16 protein-coding genes and 1 tRNA gene are annotated in these 17,647 nt (G+C 56.7%); 8 read left to right on the top strand and 9 right to left on the bottom strand.

Annotation, left to right across the window (positions count from 1 at the left end; genetic code table 11):
- The 3 genes from Q0K06_RS11595 to Q0K06_RS11585 all read right to left on the bottom strand — a co-directional run.
- The coding region (locus Q0K06_RS11595; protein ID WP_294552635.1) for an ABC transporter substrate-binding protein at positions 1 to 776 on the bottom strand (776 nt) is incomplete at its 3' end.
- A gap of 156 nt (positions 777 to 932) precedes the next feature.
- Entirely contained in the window at positions 933 to 1,670 is a 738-nt protein-coding gene (gene fabG, locus Q0K06_RS11590) for a 3-oxoacyl-ACP reductase FabG (RefSeq protein WP_294552632.1), read from the bottom strand.
- 13 nt (positions 1,671 to 1,683) lie between these two features.
- A complete protein-coding gene (locus Q0K06_RS11585; RefSeq protein WP_294552629.1) occupies positions 1,684 to 2,526 on the bottom strand; it encodes an alpha/beta hydrolase in 843 nt (280 codons plus the stop codon).
- Between the two features lie 178 nt (positions 2,527 to 2,704).
- On the opposite strand from Q0K06_RS11585, the gene Q0K06_RS11580 reads away from it, so the two are divergent.
- Positions 2,705 to 2,781, top strand: a tRNA-Val gene (locus tag Q0K06_RS11580).
- Positions 2,782 to 2,942: 161 nt separating this feature from the next.
- Here Q0K06_RS11580 and Q0K06_RS11575 read toward each other — a convergent pair.
- Positions 2,943 to 3,425 (bottom strand): helix-turn-helix transcriptional regulator, encoded by a 483-nt coding sequence (locus Q0K06_RS11575; protein ID WP_294552626.1) that lies wholly within the window; start codon positions 3,423 to 3,425, stop codon positions 2,943 to 2,945.
- A 616-nt stretch (positions 3,426 to 4,041) separates the two neighbouring features.
- Between Q0K06_RS11575 and Q0K06_RS11570 the strand changes: the two genes are divergently transcribed.
- Positions 4,042 to 4,665: a hypothetical protein gene (locus tag Q0K06_RS11570; RefSeq protein ID WP_294552623.1), complete on the top strand. Its 624-nt coding sequence runs from the start codon at positions 4,042 to 4,044 to the stop codon at positions 4,663 to 4,665.
- Positions 4,662 to 5,588 (top strand): site-specific integrase, encoded by a 927-nt coding sequence (locus tag Q0K06_RS11565; protein WP_294552621.1) that lies wholly within the window; start codon positions 4,662 to 4,664, stop codon positions 5,586 to 5,588. The genes Q0K06_RS11570 and Q0K06_RS11565 overlap by 4 nt, the downstream gene beginning before the upstream one ends.
- A 423-nt stretch (positions 5,589 to 6,011) precedes the next feature.
- On the opposite strand, the gene Q0K06_RS11560 is transcribed toward Q0K06_RS11565, so the two are convergent.
- From Q0K06_RS11560 to Q0K06_RS11540, 5 genes are all read right to left on the bottom strand, one after another.
- Entirely contained in the window at positions 6,012 to 8,990 is a 2,979-nt protein-coding gene (locus Q0K06_RS11560) for a glycoside hydrolase family 3 C-terminal domain-containing protein (protein ID WP_294552618.1), read from the bottom strand.
- An 88-nt stretch (positions 8,991 to 9,078) separates the two neighbouring features.
- Positions 9,079 to 9,684, bottom strand: coding sequence for a hypothetical protein (locus tag Q0K06_RS11555; RefSeq protein ID WP_294552615.1), 606 nt, complete (start codon positions 9,682 to 9,684; stop codon positions 9,079 to 9,081).
- A gap of 141 nt (positions 9,685 to 9,825) precedes the next feature.
- A complete protein-coding gene (locus Q0K06_RS11550; RefSeq protein ID WP_294552612.1) occupies positions 9,826 to 10,698 on the bottom strand; it encodes an alpha/beta fold hydrolase in 873 nt (290 codons plus the stop codon).
- Positions 10,699 to 10,821: 123 nt separating this feature from the next.
- Complete coding sequence (locus tag Q0K06_RS11545) at positions 10,822 to 12,117, bottom strand: GHKL domain-containing protein (RefSeq protein ID WP_294552609.1); 1,296 nt, start codon at positions 12,115 to 12,117, stop codon at positions 10,822 to 10,824.
- Complete coding sequence (locus Q0K06_RS11540) at positions 12,117 to 12,812, bottom strand: LytTR family DNA-binding domain-containing protein (protein WP_294552606.1); 696 nt, start codon at positions 12,810 to 12,812, stop codon at positions 12,117 to 12,119. Before Q0K06_RS11540 ends, Q0K06_RS11545 begins: the two co-directional genes overlap by 1 nt.
- Positions 12,813 to 13,054: 242 nt before the next feature.
- Here Q0K06_RS11540 and Q0K06_RS11535 point away from each other — a divergent pair, with 242 nt between their 5' ends.
- The 5 genes from Q0K06_RS11535 to Q0K06_RS11515 all read left to right on the top strand — a co-directional run.
- Positions 13,055 to 13,936: an alpha/beta hydrolase gene (locus Q0K06_RS11535; protein ID WP_294552639.1), complete on the top strand. Its 882-nt coding sequence runs from the start codon at positions 13,055 to 13,057 to the stop codon at positions 13,934 to 13,936.
- Positions 13,937 to 13,960: 24 nt separating this feature from the next.
- Positions 13,961 to 15,064, top strand: coding sequence for an alpha/beta hydrolase-fold protein (locus Q0K06_RS11530; RefSeq protein WP_294552604.1), 1,104 nt, complete (start codon positions 13,961 to 13,963; stop codon positions 15,062 to 15,064).
- Between the two features lie 335 nt (positions 15,065 to 15,399).
- Positions 15,400 to 15,855 carry an NAD(P)H-dependent oxidoreductase subunit E gene (locus tag Q0K06_RS11525; RefSeq protein WP_294552601.1) on the top strand — a complete coding sequence of 152 codons (456 nt, stop codon included), beginning with the start codon at positions 15,400 to 15,402 and terminating at the stop codon, positions 15,853 to 15,855.
- Positions 15,856 to 16,069: 214 nt separating this feature from the next.
- Positions 16,070 to 16,711: an HAD family hydrolase gene (locus Q0K06_RS11520; RefSeq protein ID WP_294552597.1), complete on the top strand. Its 642-nt coding sequence runs from the start codon at positions 16,070 to 16,072 to the stop codon at positions 16,709 to 16,711.
- 51 nt (positions 16,712 to 16,762) lie between these two features.
- The coding region (locus Q0K06_RS11515) for a GTP-binding protein (protein WP_294552594.1) at positions 16,763 to 17,647 on the top strand (885 nt) is incomplete at its 3' end.

Below are 17,647 nucleotides of genomic sequence, written 5' to 3'. Positions count from 1 at the left end.
GTGTAGTAGATGGGCATGAACACCAGGTCGGCGCCGGCGTCCTTGGCTGCGGTCAGCTGCACGTTGAAGTCGGTGTTGGTGTCGTCGGGGAAGGTCTGGACGGTGACAATTTCCAGGCCAATCTCGTCAGCGGTGGACTGGAAGGCGGTGTAGATGCCGGTGGAGTAGGCGTCGCCGTTGTTGTAGATAACAGCCACCTTGGTGCCCAGGTTGTTATCCTTGATATAGTTGGCGGCGGTGATGCCCTGGTTGGGGTCGGTGAAGCAGACCTGGAACACGTTGTCCTTGCCCTCAGTCACGTCGGTGGAGGAGGCGGAGGGGGTCAGCTGGAAATAGCGGGCGGCGTAGGTCTCGGCGGCCACGGCCACGCAGGGGTTGGTGGTGGTGCAGCCGTAGATAATCTGGGCGCCGTCGCCGATCACCTTATTGTAGGCGTTAATCGCCTTCTCAGTGTCGCCCTCGTCGTCCTGGAAGTCCAGGGAGAACTGCAGGCCGCCCAAGGCGTTAATCTCCTGGATGGCCACCTCGGCACCCTGCTTGGTAGCCACGCCGTACACGGCGGAGGAGCCGGTCAGGGGGCCGATGCCGCCGATCTTGATGGCGCCGCCCGTGGTATTGCCGGTACCGCCGGTCTCAGTACCGGTGCTGGCGCTGGGCGCGGGGGTGTTGTCACCGGTGGTATCGCCGCCGGTGGCGGCGTCATTCCCGCAGCCTGCGAGCATGGAGATGCACAGCGCGAAGGCCGTTACAAGGGAGAGAACACGAAACTTCTTCATTTCACTTACCTCCTTTAAGGTTGTTGACAATTATAATCTTCGTCCCCTGAATTGTCAACCTCATTCTTGCACAACAGGAGGTCTATCTCTCCCCTCTGCTCTGGGCGCTTTGTACCAATCCCGCCTTTTCTCCACTGTGACCAGGCGTTTTTTTCGTCAGATAATCAGCCCGCCGTTGGGGCAGATTACCTGTCCGGTGATAAAATCCGCCCCTTCCGACGCCAAAAACAGCACGCTTTCCGCCACATCTTCCGCCCGCCCAATGCGCTCCATGGGGGTCTCCTGCCGAAGGGCCTCCAAGTCCTCTGCGGTAAGATTTTGGTTCATTTCCGTGTCGATTACCCCCGGCGCCACGCAGTTTACCGTGATTCCGGAGGGGCCCAGCTCCTTGGCCAGGGCTTTTGTCAGGCCGATGACCCCCGCCTTGGAGGCGGAGTAGGCCGCCTCGCAGGAGGCGCCTACCTGGCCCCACATGGAGGAAATGGTGATAATTTTGCCCGTTTTACGGTGAATCATATGGGGCATTACCGTTTTGCAGCAATAAAATACACCGTCAAGGTTGACCGCCATCAGCTGCCGCCAGTCTGCCGGGGTCATATCCCCCAGCAGGCCCACCCAGCTCCTGCCGGCATTGCATACCAGAATGTCAAGTTGACAAAATTTATCCAACACATTGTCAACCATTTTCTGAACCTGTTCTGGGTCCGCCACGTCGGCGCGCACCGCCACGGCAGTGTGTCCCGCCGCCCGCAGCTCCTCCACCAGGGCCAGGGCTCTGTCCCCGCTGCGGCAGTAGTTCACTGCCACGGCGTATCCCGCCCGGGCCAGCCGCCGGGCCGTGGCCGCGCCGATGCCCCGGGACGCGCCGGTAATCAGCGCCGTCTTCTGTTCCATGTCTCTCTCCCTCCTACTCCCTGTTTCTCCAGGTCTCCCTGTGCAGCCAGCGGACGCACAGGGGCAGCCAGGTGGCCGCCTGCCGGTCCTGCCAGTCCGGGTCTCCTCCTGATTCGGCGGTAGCAGTGCCCATGGCGTGGGGACCGTGCCCATAGTAGTGGAGCTCCAGAGGCACGCCCTGCCGCCGCAGGGCCCAGGCGTAGAGCAGGGTGTTCTCCGGCGGAACAGTGCGATCGGTGCCCGTGGTCCATATAAAGGTGGGCGGGTTGCCCGCCGTAACGCTATTCTCCAGGGACAGCCGTTCCAGCTCGGGAGGCAGCTTCTCCCAGCCAGTCAGCCTTTGGGTACAGTCTCCGAGGCCCCACTCCCCCGCCGAAATCACCGGATAGCTGAGAATGGCCGCGTCGGGACGCACCTCCTCCGGCGTCAGCCCCAGTTTCTCACCGATGACGGGGTCGGCCCACAGATTGGCCAGACAGCCCGCCAGGTGTCCGCCGGCGGAAAAACCGCACACTGCAATGCGGTCGGGCCGGATGCCGTACGCAGCCCCGTTCCGGCGGAGAAAGGCCAGAGCCGCTGCGGCCTCCAGGAACGCCTGGGGCCACCGGTCAGGCTCTACGCTGTACCGCAGCACAAACGCCTGTACCCCGCCGTGGAGAAAATCCAGCGCCACCGGCTCGGCCTCACTATCGGCGGTAATCTGATAACCACCGCCGGGCAGAATCAGCACGCCCCAGCGATCACCCCAGGGCGCGGCGCCGGTTTTTTCTCTGGCGTAAGCGGTCAGGGAGATTTCCGTTTCTCCTTTTGGCAGGTTGGGACAGATCTCCTCCCGTCTGAATCGCTTGTATAACATGATTTGTTCCTCCTTCCGCCCCAGGCGGCCTTCCATTCTCCCCAAGTATAACAGGATTTTCCCCTGATGCCTACCCTCCCTTTCCCACGCCCGTACAGCGCTCCTATTTTTTCTTTCTGTTTTTCAAAAAAGCTATTGACAAATGACACCTTCATGGATATAATAGATTTTGCTCTCTGGACGATTAGCTCAGCTGGTACGAGCATCCGCTTGACGTGCGGGAGGTCACAGGTTCGAATCCTGTATCGTCCACCATAGTACAAAGCCCTGAAGCCGTAAGGTTTCAGGGCTTTTGTCATTTTCACGGACAGAACTGCGCCCGTTCGGCGGACTATTCAAATTAAGCGGAACAATATACGCAGCTTGGAACACAAAACACCCCAGCGCCATGCTTGAAGCAGGCGCTGGGGTGTTTTTCATTTTACCTCCTGCCGGATGTGGGACAGCTCCTTTTCGATGCTGTCTAGCCTCTCCCGCAGCTGCTGGCGGTCATTGTCTGCCGCCCGGTATTCCCCGTCATCAAAGAGAATCATGGTGTCTGTCCGGCAGAGCAGATAGTCCAGCGACACCCCATAGAGACAGGCCAGCCTCACAAGCACTTCCTCGGGCGGCTCGCTCTTCCCGATTTCGTAGCCGGACAGGGTAATCACATTGACGCCAATCCGCTCGGCCACGTCCTTCTGGCGGTACTTCGCCGCTTCCCGCAGCTGGCTGAGCCGTTTCCCTACCGCCTCTTTTCGTTCCTTCCTGGCGGCTGCAAGGCTTGCCGCTGCATCCAGCTCTTCCTTGGCATTGGCCAGCACCTCATTTATGGCTTCCCGCGGGGTCTTGCTCTTGTCGCTGCCAATGGCCAAACCCTTTTCATACTGCTCCTTGGCATATTCTCTCCGCGTTCCCATACGGCTCCCCTCCGTTTCTGTGAAAGCATCATATCATACATCTGTTTTTGATACAAGACGCAAAAATCCTCTTTTTCTGATTTTTCTCTTGACACATTCTAAATTAGATAGTATTATCATTTTAGTATCTGTTTTTGATAGTAGCGGTGTAGCAATTGACCCACCAGCCCCCGCGAGGAGATGCCAGAGCCGCCGAAGGCGGCGGCTGGCATCCACAACCGCCCCGCAGAGGCTCCCGTCTACTGCCAGGCCCCCGAGCGGCGTTGCAGAGACCCGGTCAGCGCAGCCCGGCCAGCCTTGAACAACCGGTACGCAGAGACCCCCGTCCCGCAGAGGCCCCGGTAGAAGGGCAGGCCCCCAGCCCGCACCCAAAAGGCTGCCGGACACGCACCGGGCAGAGGATACTTGATATACCAACAAATCGGTGTCAGGAGGGATTTCCATGTGGCATGCGGCAGAATCTGATATCAGCTCCAACGCACGATTAAAGTGCTATCCAGTCTGCAATATCTTGCAGGTAGCCAATGCCCCTATCTTCCGTGAATCGGGTTGGGAGAGTGAAAAACGCTTCTATCATGTTCCTTCAAAGGGGCATGCCAAGAATCAGGCGCGCTCCATGGAGGTCAGCAGGGCCAGAGCCAGAGCGGCGGTGCGGGATATCGCCCTATGCAACCTCTTCACCCACTTCTTTACCTGGACACTGGACGCCAAGCTGATAGACCGCTATGACGATGAGGCGGTCAAAAAGAAGCTGGAGAACACCCTCCGCAACCTGGTCAGCCGGAAAGGCTTTCTCTATGTCTGCATCCCGGAACGGCACAAGGACGGTGCCCTCCACTTTCACGGCCTCTGTATCCCCGGCACAGTCCGTCTAATACGGGCCGTCAGCCCCAGAAGTAACCCTCTATCAACGAATCGGGGGCAGCCCATTTACAATATGGCCGACTGGCCCTGGGGCTTCTCCCACTGCATCCCTCTGGACAATGACTATGAGAGGGCGGTGAATTACCTTTTGAAGTACATAGCCAAAGGCGGAGAGAAGATTTTCGGCAAGTGGTATCTCTCAGCCCGGAGCCTGCGGAAAAAGCCGGATATCTGCCTTCTGGAGCGGATGGACTACGATTCTTTTCTCTCCACAAATCCCGACGCCGCCACCGTCCGGCTCTACCGCGATATCTGCATGGGCATAAAGCGGCTGGACAAAAGCGGGACGCCGCTTGCCGAGGGGGTGTATGCGTGAGCACAGACAGAGGCATCTTAACTCTGGGGGACTGGCTTCCGGTCTGGCTTGCCTCCTATAAAAAGGGCACCATGAAAGAGACCTCTTTCCACCAGCTCGAACTTCTCTCCCGTCTCATTCCGGCGCACATTATGGCTTGTCCGCTGCCGGATATCCGTCCATTAGACTTACAGGCGTTTTTCAACGCCTTTGCCGGGACAGCCTCCAAGTCCTATATGGACAAGATGCGCTTCATGTTGAACGCTCTGTTCACGGAGGCCATAGACAATGACCTGTGCGGCAAAAATCCCATGCGCAAGGTCAAAATCCCACGTGTACAGGAGCAAACCCGGGAGTCCTTCACCTTTGAAGAGGTAAAAATCATTCTCTCCTACGCCATGGGGTATTCCAATGCCCGGATTGCTGCGGCTATCATTACCCTTCTGCTCACAGGGCTGCGCCGGGGTGAGCTGCTGGGCCTCAAATGGTCTGACCTGACCAACAACACGCTGACCGTAAACCGGGCCGTATACCTGGAACACGGCAGCCCCAGGGTGGAGGAACACCGCGCAAAAACCTTGGCCAGCCTGAGAACCATTCCCCTTCTGCCTGAGGTCTCTTACAAGCTGCATACGCTCCCCAGAGTGGGGGAATTTATCTTCTGCACCAGAAACGGCACGCTGATACACCCCCGGAATTTTTCCAGAGACTACAACACGTTTTTCCGCCACCTATGGGAAGATGAACCGGACGTCCGCCGTCTCTCTCCCCACTGCTGCCGCCATACATTTGCCACCCTTTCCCTGGCCTCCGGCGCGGATATCCGGACTGTACAGGCGATGTTGGGACATACTGATATTAAGACCACCTCCCGTTATACACATCCGGACCTTGCCATGATGGCACAGTATGTGTATAATCTACGGGACCGGCTAAACAGTTAAATATTCACGTGTCTCGTATTGTTTGGACTGACCCTGTCGCTTGACGTGCGGGAGGTCACAGGTTCGAATCCTGTATCGTCCACCACAGCGCAAAGCCCTGAAACCGTAAGGTTTCAGGGCTTTTGTCATTTTCACGTACAAAGCTCTGCCTTGCGGGCTGCTTTCTTCGTTTCGCTGGAATAATTTGAGTCAACGCTATACTTGGGGCTCATTCTGGTTCATTCACCCCGTATTGCTTGTCCTCTGGTTCACAGCCTCCCTGTACATAACAAGAAAAAAACAGTTAAGAGGCACCCAGTTTGACTGAGTGCCTCTTAACAAAGAGAGGGTTCATAACAGGAGCCGTCTTACCGTTCTAAATAGAATCGAGAATTGAAGAATATCGGTATGCCGGCATCCAAGCTGCCCTCCGCGCAGGTCAGGTCACGATGCTTTTTTCTTTTTGCGCATGGTTCTGACGAGCATGAAGATGGAACCCGCAGCCAGCAGGCCAAATACCACATCGCAAACAATGATGGCAACCTGCCACCAGGTAGTGAGCTCGACAACCTGCATATTGACGCTGATGCCGTTCATCGCATTGGAATTGGCCACGGTATAGAGGATGCGCTTGGTAGCGTCCCGCATGGCATTCACCACAGTGGGGTCATCTTTGTACTGAACCAGCTTTTCCGTCCACTTGGCGCCATCGTTGCAGTCCCAGGCATCGCCGCCGGCCAGCAGGCCGTTGAGCACATCCATGTAGTTGTTATTGTTGGAGAAGTCGGTGAGGACAAAGCCGGGCATCCCCCATTCGCCCCGCAGGATGCCGGTGAGCAAACCGTAGTCACCGCCCGCCCAGACGCAGCCAATGCGGTTGAAGCTGGTCATAACACAGTACGCTCCGGACTCTACCACGGGATACTCAAAAGCCTGGAGATACAGCTCTCTGGCGGCCTGCTCATTGGTCCATACACAGATACCGTCGCGGGCGGTCTCCTGATCATTCAGCGCAAAATGCTTCATGTAGACGTACACGCCCTTGGACTGGATCCCCGCCACTTCGGCGGCGCAGGTCTTGCCGGAGATAAAGGGGTCCTCAGAGTAGTACTCAAAGTTGCGGCCGGAGTAAGGGGTCCGATGGATATTGACGCCGGGGCCGTAAATTCCGGAGTAAGCCTTGCCGTTTGCCAGCAGGCAGTCATTGCCCATGCTGCGCCCCACTGCCTCGGCAATAGCGGGATCAAAGGTGGAGGCCAGCAGGTCTTCGGAGGTATAGCTGGTGGAGGAACCACCGCCGGTCAGAGTGGCAGTGATGCCCTGGGGGCCATTTTCATCTTTGGTCGCCGGTTTTGAGATGGAGGACACCGGCGAGGTGCAGTGATAAGCCTGTCCAATGAGTTTGGCCATTTCGTTAAAGGACACCTGATCCAGCAGGTCATCCCAGGAATAAGACGCATCCTCGAGCTGGATGCTTCCATCCAGAGGCACACCGATAAACTGAGCGAGGCTGAGATTTCCCTCTTTGCCCATGACAGGCATTGTTCCAGAGGTATTCTTCTCGTACAGCGCGTTCATCTCTGCCACCATATCAGCGGAAGCCGCCATCTGGTGGGCAGCCTGATAGCTGTCGGCAGTAATGACGGCCCTGGGCATGGTACCCTCCCAGTCGGAACGGGTCAGATAGACAATGCCGCCGCTGTTGTCACCCTCCCGGCGGTTAAGGTCGCCGTGATCCAGCTGGTTGACGATGGCGGCGCCGGTAGCGGGAGAAGCAGAGAAAATCTCCGTGTCCAGGCTCTCCACGGTGTACCGGGCGGTGAGCGCAGCATTTCCGTCGGCAGTCATACCGTCCGCCGCAGTGCGGCCTTTGGCGGCCAGGATGTTATTGAGGGCCTCATGAGCGCCGTTGCCAACAGCAAAATAGTAGTCTCCGGCGTCCAGAATATAGGTGCCGGCACCGTTTGCGTCATAGCTGCGCAGCTCGCTCTTGGGTACGGTGACAGAGACGGTGGCGCTCTCCCCCGCCTTCAGATTCACTTTCTGATACCCCACCAGCTCTACGGCAGCCTTCTCGATGCCATACTGCCGGTCATAGTCGGTATAGGGAGACTGCATGAAGATCTCCACCACCTCGGCGCCGTCCACGCTGCCGGTGTTGGTCACATCCACGCTGAATACAAACTCGTCGCCCTCTTCACTCATGGCCAGATCGCCATAGGCGAAGGTAGTATAGCTCAGGCCATAGCCGAACGGGTAGGCCACGGTAGAAGCGTAGTCGAAGCTGCCGGCGTTCCCCTGTCCCAGCACTACATCTTCATATCTGGTCTCATAGTAGCGGTAACCGACATAAATCCCCTCCTGATAGGCGACATAGTAGAGGTTATTCTCCGCAAAGCTCAGCCCCATGGCCTCTCCGTTGGTGAAGGCAGTGGCGTGAGCATTCTGAATTGCAGGGGAAGTCAGGTTGTCGTAGCAGTAGGTGTCCACCAGCTTGCCCGAGGGGTTCACAGCGCCGGTGAGCAGGTCGCCGATGGCGTTGATGCCGCTCTGGCCCACTTCGCCCACCCACAGGCAGGCGTCCACGCCGTAGTCCACGCCGCAAATCTCAGGATTCAGGAAGTCCAGCTCCATGGCGTTTGCAGTGTTGAGCAGCACCACAATGCGCTGGAGTTCGCCGGCGGCCTTCAGGTCGGCCAGTTTTTTCAGCAGATCCTGCTCTTCTTTGCTCAGCTCCAGAATATTGCCATTGCCGTCGCCGGCGCCGTACCAGGGCAGGTCGGAACCCTCACCGCACACCCGGGAGATGACAAAGATTGCCGCGTCGCCGTACTCCTTGACAGAGTTCCATTCGGCGTCTGAATATGCACTGAGCGGGGCTTCGTTGACGGTATACTCGGCATTATCAAAGATATAGTTGTTCAGGCTGCCGCTGGCGAGGGTACGGCCGTAGTCTTTGCCGGCCCCCTCGGTATAAAAGGACCACATAGTGGGGTTGACAGACATCCCGTCTTCCTCCAGCGCCTCCTTCAGCGTCTTTGCCCCTGCGGTGTTCATGCCGCCGGAGCCAGTGCCGCCGTAGACAAACTGGGCGGAGTTTACGCTGGCCAGCGTGACCTTGGCCCCAGCAGGCAGCGGCAGGGCATTCTCCCGGTTGAGAAGCAGTACCGAGCCGTTGGCCACCACGCTCTCCACCACTTTGGCGCCCTCTTCCTCCTGCTGGGTGCTGGTATAATCGGCAGTAAAATAGTCCTTTCCGGGCTCACCAATGGTCTTGGTCCCCTCTACGCCAAGCACCATATTGATGATCGAGGCGTAGTTATTGGCAATGGGACCGGCCACCATCATGAAGGCAAAGAGCACTGTAAACACAATGCTCAGTACCGTCCAGAGAACATTTCCCTTATTTTTTTGTTTTCTCACGGTTTTTCCTCCTTTATAAATCGGCGGTTGCTGCATAGGGCAGCAACCGCCGGCTGTAAAGTACGGATCTTCTGAACAGAAAGTGGAGTTAGCCGGCAGCGGTGACCAGCTTCAGCTCGGGCAGCTCCAGGATACGGTAGCCCAGAGAGGGGTCCTCTGTATCCAGAGAGGGGTCCTCCACAGTGACCGTGATGGTCTCGGCGTACTCGGTCAGGAACGCCTCGGCGTCCATGGCGTTGTTCTCGGGATCCAGCAGGGTGGTCATGTCAGCGGTCCAGTTGTCGGTGTCGATGACGCAGTGGCCGGAGATAGCAGAGCGGCCAAATCCCTTCTCGTGCTGTTCGAAGTAGATGTGGGTGGCCGGGGCCAGCGTCACATCCCGGTGCGTCTCCCAGCCGTCCGCGGCAGCGGCCGTGGTGTAGGTGCCGGTGTAGATGACGGTGCGCAGGCCCTTGGAGCCGGGGTCGGTAGTGCCAAAGATATAGTTCTGATAGGTCAGCTCATAGGTCTCGTCTGCGTTGAGCTTCAGGGTATAGACCACGCTGGAGTACCAGCCGATGCCGTCGAGATAGGCCGCAGTACCGCCGGTGTAAATCTTGGACGGGCCGCTCTCAGACTTACCGCAGGCGCTGAGAGAGGTGCAGAGCAGGACGAGAGCGAGGGAAAGCGAGAGCAGTTTTGCAATCTTTTTCACAGTTGTTTCCTCCATTTCTTCTCTTCCGGGACCATTGGCCCCAATTCACAGTGCGAGCATATCAGGCGGGGCTGCTTTCGTAAATATATACCGCAAAAGCGGTTGCTTTTACATCAAAATCCGTCACATTATATGGACACTTCAGTCTGTATGGGCCTTGAGGTACTCCACGGCGTACTCGGTGGCCTCCCGGGCCAGCTTGCCCTGGAAGCCGTGCTCGCCGTATTTGATGACCTTCAGCTCGGCGTTCTCATAGACCTCCGCCGCCCGCTCAGAGTAGCTCAGATCCACCATGGTATCCTTGTCCCCGTGACAGATGAGCACATCGCCGGTGTACTTTCCGATCTCATCATAGATATCGAAGCTCATGGCGTCACGGGAGTAAATCGCGCCTACTGTGACGCCCATCATCTCCTCGGTTTCCGGAATATCGTCTACCGAACTGTGATTCTTCCAGCAGTTCTCCTGGAGGACAAAAGCGGGATAGAAAAGGATGAGTCCTTTCACCTCATCGGGCCGCTGAGCGGCGGTATAGGCCGAGACAAATCCCCCTTGACTCAGTCCGAACAGAAAGACCTGGCTGCCATCGATATAGTCCAGTTCCTTCAGGCTGTCCATTACGTTCATCAGATCCTGGGCCTCGGTGAGGACGCTCATGTCGGTGACTTCGCCCTCAGACTTGCTGCTGGGACTGCCGCCGCAGAAGTCAAAGACATATGCGGCGTAGCCTTCCTTTGCAAAGGACTCGGCATAGCCCTCATTGAGCATCGAAGAGCTGTTGAACCCGTGACTGAGAATCACCAGGGGGTAGCTGTCCTTTTCTTCCCCCGGCAGGTACATCTTGCCGTAGACCTTCTTCCCTTCGCTCTCCAGCCACAGTTCCTCGCTGCGGACCGGCGGAGTGGACTCCGCAGGACTGGGAGTCGGCGCGGCGCTGGCAGTTCCTTCTCCGCATCCAGCCAGAAGACCGGCAGAGAGCACGAGCATCATAAGCAATGCAAGGACTTTCTTCATCTGTTCCTTCCTCCTTTTTTGAGCCCGCCTGACAATCGGGTTGACACAGAAGTAACAAAAAAAGCGGTTCCCGTAAATGGGAACCGCAAAAACAGGCCTTTCTGCATCAAAATCCGTCCTATATCAGAGATCAACCAGCAGAATATCCAGATAGAACATTCCATCCTCCGCCTTAATCGCGACGCTTCCGCCATACTTCTCTGCCGTATGCGCTATGCTCTTCATGCCGAAGCCGTGATAGCGGGCATCCCGCTGGCTTTTGGGCAGTCCTTCCTCTATGGTTACTTCCCCGGTATAGGGGTTCTCAGAGTGAATTGTTATCTCTCCCCCCGGCGAGGAAGATATCGTCAGAAGAATAAACCGTTCTTCTTCAGGGAGTTTGCTCACGGCGTCTATGGCATTGTTGAGCGTATTATTCACAATGGAATAGAGATCCAATTCCTCAATATTCCTGAGTTCTGCGCCCTTGAGAAGGGTCGTCAGCTCAATTCCCCGCTGATTGCATAACGCCCGCTTTTCCGCAATGACAATGTCCAACACTTCATTGCCTGTATCCAGGAACGTATCATACTGCTCTACCTTTGCTTTGAGCTTAGCAATTTCTCCATCAGACACCTTCCCGCTATAGCTTTCTAAGAGTCCTTTGAGATCATGATACTTTTCGTTGATGATCTCCACCGAATCACGGGACTGCCGGAACTGGGTATACTGCTCCCGGACAAGCTGCCGCATATTGTCCACTTGCTGTCCCAGCCGTTCCCGCTCCATTACGCCAAACTGGACCAGCAGAATCAGTACGTCACAGATAATCTGGTAGATACTCTCCGCCGTCATGGCCATCCGGTTGCGTCCCAGATTGTCATAAGTAAGCCGCGCCATTCCGACGCACATCAAAAACGCCGTCACCGTGAAAATCGTTCTGCCGGGACTGCCAAAAATGGACCGCTGGCTATGGACAAAGGGCCGCATGACGATAAACAGCAACAGAAAGAGCAGTCCATAACTGATGAGGTCGGCCACCAGGACGCCCAGCTCGCTTGCACACAGCGCATTAAAGGCGGGAATCCCCCGATAAAGAGTCTTGAGAGAACCGCCGATATCCTGCGCAACGGAGCCGGCAGCGGCAACGAACAGCGCTGTCCAAACATTTTCTTGAAATGAAAACCAGCAGATAAAAATCAAAACTATGTACACTGCCACACTTACAAATGCCCGCCACCCGCCGGCAGCCAGTTCGGCGCGTTCCGGGAAGGCCATTGAGATGACGATGTAGAACAGGAGCATCCCGACAGCCGTGGCTCCCAAAAAGCGCGGCCAGAAGTTCTTTCTCTTCTGAAGTCCGCCGGCGAAAGGCAGCACGCCCATAACGCCTTGGAACAGCATCATCGAGGTTCGCCAGTCAATATACCACTGCGGCATCAGGAGGTTCCCCCTCTGTACTGGGCCAAGGCCGTCAGAAAGTCCCGCCGTCTGGCACGGGAAATTGGAATCACCTTGCCGTTCACCAGAGCGGTATCCTTCTGTACTCCCTGAACAAATTTGAGATTCACAAGAAAGCTGGTGTCACAGCGGACAAAGTGGGCCTCTCTCAGCTGTTCCTCGAACTTCCCCAATGTTCCCCACTGTTTGATTGTCTGTCCGTTTACATGGACATAAATATCGTGGCCCGAGCTCTCAATATAAGTCACAGTGTCTGCCGGAACCCGGTAAGTGGTCTCCTTGCTGCGCAGCTCCAGGATGGTTTTACAGTCCCGGTAGGAAAGTATCCGTCGAATCCGGTTCAATTTTGCCGAAAAAGAGGCATATTTGATTGGCTTAAGGATGTAGTCAAAGGCGTCTACCGAATAGCCGTCGATGGCATATTGAGCCAGGCTCGTAATAAAGACGATCATGACATTTTCGTCGCTTTTCCGAATTTCCCGCGCTACATCGATCCCGAGCATATCAGGGACCCGGATATCAAGGAAGATCAAATCGGCACCGCAGTTGTACTCACTCAGCAGGCTCAGCCCTCTGTCATAGACATTCAGCACATATTGAAAATCCGGGTGCTCCTCCCGGTAGCGCGCCAAGTATGCCGTCAGGATATCCAAATGTTTCTGCTCGTCCTCCAAAATCAATATCTTGAGCATGTCCCCTATCTTCCCTCTCTTTACCGCTTTGTTCTAACATTATAACACCCACTTCTTCAAAATAGCAACAAAAATCCCCCTCTGCACCCCCTTCCTATTGTCAATTTTGATGTAGAACCTACCAGTTTTGCTGTTAATATTTACGTGCAGAAGAAAAACTTGTACAACAAACGTGGATGCCGGCTTACCCTTGAAGATGAAATAAAGGAGAAATCGCCGTGAACATGCAAAAGCTTCTGTGTCCCATTCTGTCCCTGCTTTTCCTGCTTACTGCCTGCCAGAGCCAAGCCTCTGCCCCGTCTCCCTCTCCGTCTCCCTCTGCCGACTCCAGCAGCAAGTGGTTCACCGAGCCGCGGGAGCTGGACTCCGGGGACGCCTATCAGTCCAGTGAATACTATCTCTGCAACGAGGTGACAGGCCGGCATATCTATTCTGTGGAGACCCGTCCCACCGGTCTGGCCGAAGGGGAGAAGGTCCCCGTGGTAATTTATACCCACGGTCAGAGCGGTTACGCCACCAATTTCAGCGCTATCTACACCCGCCTGGCCGAGCAGAAGATCGCGGCCTTCTCCTTTGAGTGCTGCGGCGGCAACCGCAGCGGCGCCAAAAGCGAGGGCGCCAAGCTTTTCCCCGCCCATTACACCTCACGCATGACTGACTTGGAGACCGTGCTGGCCAAGGTCAAGACGCTGGATTATGTGGATACCGATCGAATTTTCCTCTTTGGCGAGAGCTATGGCGGCATTGTGTCCTCCTTTGTGGCCATTGATCACAATGAGATTCCCGGCCTTATTCTTCTATCTACCGGTGTGGACGACTCTCTTCTGGGCCGGGAGGACGGGGACGAGACCTACCTTGCCGAGTACGACGTGGAGGACCCGTACGAGGCCATCAAAGCCTACAAAGGAGACGTAATCTGCTTCAACGGTCAAGAGGACTTTGCCCACGATTTTGGCAAAAACCAGATTGAAATTTACAACCAGCGTGAGTCCGGCAGTGCCGTATTCTACTCGTTGGAAAACTCTGGCCACAGCTTCTCCGCCCTCTCCCCTGAGGCCCAGGAATTTCTCATCCAAACCATGGCTGAGTTTGTTCTGGCACGATAAAAATCACACAGGAGGGTTCGAACTATGAAGCGTATCTCAATTCTCTGTCTTTTGACTGCGCTCTGCCTGTCCCTTACTGCCTGCGCTCCCGGCGTTGGCTCACAGGCCGCCCAGCCCTCTCCCATCAGGGAAATCGACGTGACTACCTACTACAAAAACCACAACTTTCCCGAGGAAAAGCTCAGCGACACGGAGAAGGAAATTACCGCGCCTGCCGGCTCCGTACTGGATGAGGAGCTCACATTTATTGAGTATACCGCCATGGATGCCCCCTGCGACAAGCCCGGAACCTTTGAGCGGGTGGACTATACCACGGATGTCTACGAAGACGGCGTAACCTACGAGAAATATGTGAACGTTTATCTTCCCTATGGCTATGACCCGGACGATACCGCCACCAGGTACAACGTTCTCTATTTCCAGCATGGCAACAAGGGATCTGTCAATGAATTTTTGGAGGAGCAATATCAGAACCGCTTCGACAACCTATTCGCCTCCGGCAAGGTAGATCCGCTCATTCTCGTCTTTACTACATACTATCTGGTGGACGACGATGAAGCTGCGGAGATCCGCAAAACCGAGGCCGACGCTCCCGCCGGGGACGGCAACTATGCGGGCGTTCCGGCCAACTTTTGGCGAGAGGTTGTAGAAGACATCATTCCCGCAGTAGAAAGCAAATATAATACTTACACAGAGCGCTTTGACGAGGCCGGGCTTATTGCCTCCCGCAGCCATCGCGGCTTCTCCGGCTATTCCAGAGGCGCCTGCTGCACCTGGTATATGTTCCATTCCGCCCTTCCCTACTTCAAGTGGTGGTCCCCCATGAGCGCCACCTGTGTGGCGGGTAAACTCATTTCAGAAAACCCGACAGACGAGGAGGCCTATGCTTATCTGAAAGAGGCTATCGACGCGAACCCTGACCTGGACTTTTTTATCTTTGCTGCCAGCGGCGGTCCCAACGACTACGGGCCCAGGGATCAGATTGCCTATTTCATGAAGCAGGATGCCTTCTCCTTCGGCACGGATACCAGCACCAATAATTTCTATTACATCCTCTCCAATTTCTCACACAGCGACTTCTTTTTGTCCTATTACTACTATAATACGCTCCAAGTCCTGTTCCATTGATTGAATGTATTCGCAAGCTATTACCGGAAAATCCGCCGCCGTATTATTCAGCCGAGCAGTTTCAGCCGGCGCATGGAAATCAGAGATGGTTTTGGTTATAGAACAGGGATGCAGCCTCAGAGGCTGCATCCCTGTTCTGTTTTTAGGAAACATTCCGTGTACAATTGCGCTTCTCTATGTTAAACTAATTCCAGCTTATATGGTTTCACCCGGGGTATCGTTATGATTTCGTTCTGTATCTGTCGGGATTCTGTATGAATGTCTTATTCTTAAACCATGATAAAAGCATTGCACTTTATGTAATATAAGTTACCTTTTCTGCAAGGAGGTTCTCTATGCATCAGGAGGAATTGGCTCAAATCCTCTCCTTTTATCAGAGCCGGGGCGCGGCCCGCGATCAGAATGAGCTGGTGTCGCTGCTGCGGGAAACCCAGGCGTTATACGGCGGCGTCATTCCCCAGGGCGCCCTGGAGGAGATTACCCGGGCGCTTGGCTTTCGGGATTCCTTTCTCCCCGCGGTGCTCAGGCGCTACCCCTCCATCAAAACCGAGGCGGTGCGGCACAGCCTGACCGTGTGCCAGGGCCCCTCCTGCGGGCGGCGGCGGGAGCTGTTGGATTTTCTGGCCAAGGAGTACGGCGCAGTGCCCGGCGGCGTGGCCAGCGCGGGCTTCCGGCTTCAAACCGGCGGCTGCATGAAAAACTGCGGCAAGGGCCCCTGCGTCCGGTGGGACGGCGTCGTCCACACCGGCGTAACTCCGGAAGCCCTCCGGGCCCTCATTGAGGAAAAATAGGCGCACCGGCCCCCGGCATGCCCAGCGGCAGGCCGGGGTCCGGTTTCCCGGGCGGACTGCCGTTTTCCCGTTTCCGGTTAAATTTTGCACGAAAATTTCTGCATAACCTCCTCCTATTCCCGTTCTTTGTTGACACTGGGGCGGAAATAGGATAAAGTAATGTCTGCTGAATTTGTGACGCTCTCTATTTCCTTGACAGGGAGGATTTCCCGCCATGTTTGACGGCGTTTTGTTTGACCTGGACGGCACACTCTGGAACGCCACCGTGCGCATCTGCGAGGGGTGGAATGTCGTGCTGCGCCGCCACCCCGGGATTACCCGTCCGCCGGTAACTGTGCCCGAGGTGGAGGCTACCATGGGCCTGCTTCTGCCCGATATTGCCCGCAAAATCCTCCCTGACGAGAGCGAGGAGACCCGCGCCCTGCTGCTCCAGGAGCATGAGGAGGCCGAGTGCGCCCTGCTGCGCGCCTATGGCGGCGCACTCTACCCTGCTGTGGAGGAAACTCTGGCCGCCCTCTCTGCCCGGGCAAAGCTCTTTGTGGTGAGCAACTGCCAGGACGGATATATCCAGACCTTCTACGCCGCCCACAAGCTGGACCGCTATTTCACCGGCTTTGAGTGCGCCGGCCGCACGGGGCAGCCCAAGAGCCACAACATCGCCCTGGTGGTCCGGCGGTACGGCCTGGCGCGCCCGGTCTACGTGGGGGACACCCTGCTGGACTGCGTCTCCGCCCGGGAGGCCGGCGTTCCCTTCCTCCACGCGGCCTACGGCTTCGGCGGCCCCATCGAGGGCGTGCCCGCCGTCCATGCCTTTGCCGACATTCCCGCCGCGCTGGCGGCCATGTGTCCCCCTTAACGGCGTTTCTCCCCTATGTGCTGTGATAAAACGATAAAGAGGTTTGCATATATGTCGAAATACGAAGCTGAAATTTCCCGCCGCCGCACCTTTGCCATCATCTCCCACCCTGACGCCGGCAAAACCACCCTGACCGAAAAGTTCCTCCTGTACGGAGGCGCCATCGCCCAGGCCGGCGTGGTCAAGGGCAAGAAGAACAGCCGGGCCGCCACCTCCGACTGGATGGAGATTGAGAAGCAGCGCGGCATCTCCGTCACCTCCTCGGTGATGCAGTTCCAGTACGAGGGCTTCTGCATCAATATTCTGGATACCCCCGGCCACCAGGACTTCTCCGAGGACACCTACCGCACCCTGATGGCCGCCGACAGCGCCGTCATGGTCATCGACGCCGCCAAGGGCGTGGAGGCCCAGACCCGCAAGCTGTTCAAGGTGTGCGCCATGCGGGACATCCCCATCTTCACCTTCATCAACAAGATGGACCGGGAGGCCCGGGACTCCTTCGAGCTGCTGGAGGAGCTGGAGAAGGAGCTGGGCATCGAGACCTACCCGGTGAACTGGCCCATCGGCTGCGGCAAGGAGTTCCAGGGCGTGTACGACCGGGGCTCCAAAAAGATCATCCACTTTACCTCCAACGGCGGCGCCAAGGCGGCCACCGCCACCGAGGTGGAGCTGGGCGATCCCAACCTGGACGGCCTGATCGGGGAGCGGCTGCACCGGCAGCTCACCGACGAGATCGAGCTGCTGGACGGCGCCGCCGCCGAGTTCGATCTGGATCGGGTGCGCCACGGCAAGCTGTCCCCGGTGTTCTTCGGCTCCGCCCTCACCAACTTCGGCGTGGAGCCCTTCCTGGAGGAGTTTCTGCGCATGACCACCGCCCCCCTGCCCCGGAAGGCGGGGGACGAGGTCATCGACTCCTTCGACCCGGACTTCTCCGCC

It is taken from the genome of uncultured Pseudoflavonifractor sp., from assembly GCF_944387805.1.
GTDB lineage: Bacteria > Bacillota > Clostridia > Oscillospirales > Oscillospiraceae > Pseudoflavonifractor.
This window is presented reverse-complemented; position numbering and strand designations above follow the sequence as displayed.

Excerpts from the sequence above, each read along its gene's own strand:
- Q0K06_RS11585 (WP_294552629.1), bottom strand. The coding sequence starts at position 2,526 with ATGTTATACAAGCGATTCAGACGGGAGGAGATCTGTCCCAACCTGCCA.
- Q0K06_RS11575 (WP_294552626.1), bottom strand. The coding sequence starts at position 3,425 with ATGGGAACGCGGAGAGAATATGCCAAGGAGCAGTATGAAAAGGGTTTG.
- Q0K06_RS11570 (WP_294552623.1), top strand. The coding sequence starts at position 4,042 with ATGGAGGTCAGCAGGGCCAGAGCCAGAGCGGCGGTGCGGGATATCGCC.
- Q0K06_RS11545 (WP_294552609.1), bottom strand. The coding sequence starts at position 12,117 with ATGCCGCAGTGGTATATTGACTGGCGAACCTCGATGATGCTGTTCCAA.
- Q0K06_RS11520 (WP_294552597.1), top strand. The coding sequence starts at position 16,070 with ATGTTTGACGGCGTTTTGTTTGACCTGGACGGCACACTCTGGAACGCC.
- Q0K06_RS11535 (WP_294552639.1), top strand. The coding sequence starts at position 13,055 with ATGCAAAAGCTTCTGTGTCCCATTCTGTCCCTGCTTTTCCTGCTTACT.
- Q0K06_RS11530 (WP_294552604.1), top strand. The coding sequence starts at position 13,961 with ATGAAGCGTATCTCAATTCTCTGTCTTTTGACTGCGCTCTGCCTGTCC.
- fabG (WP_294552632.1), bottom strand. The coding sequence starts at position 1,670 with ATGGAACAGAAGACGGCGCTGATTACCGGCGCGTCCCGGGGCATCGGC.
- Q0K06_RS11525 (WP_294552601.1), top strand. The coding sequence starts at position 15,400 with ATGCATCAGGAGGAATTGGCTCAAATCCTCTCCTTTTATCAGAGCCGG.
- Q0K06_RS11550 (WP_294552612.1), bottom strand. The coding sequence starts at position 10,698 with ATGAAGAAAGTCCTTGCATTGCTTATGATGCTCGTGCTCTCTGCCGGT.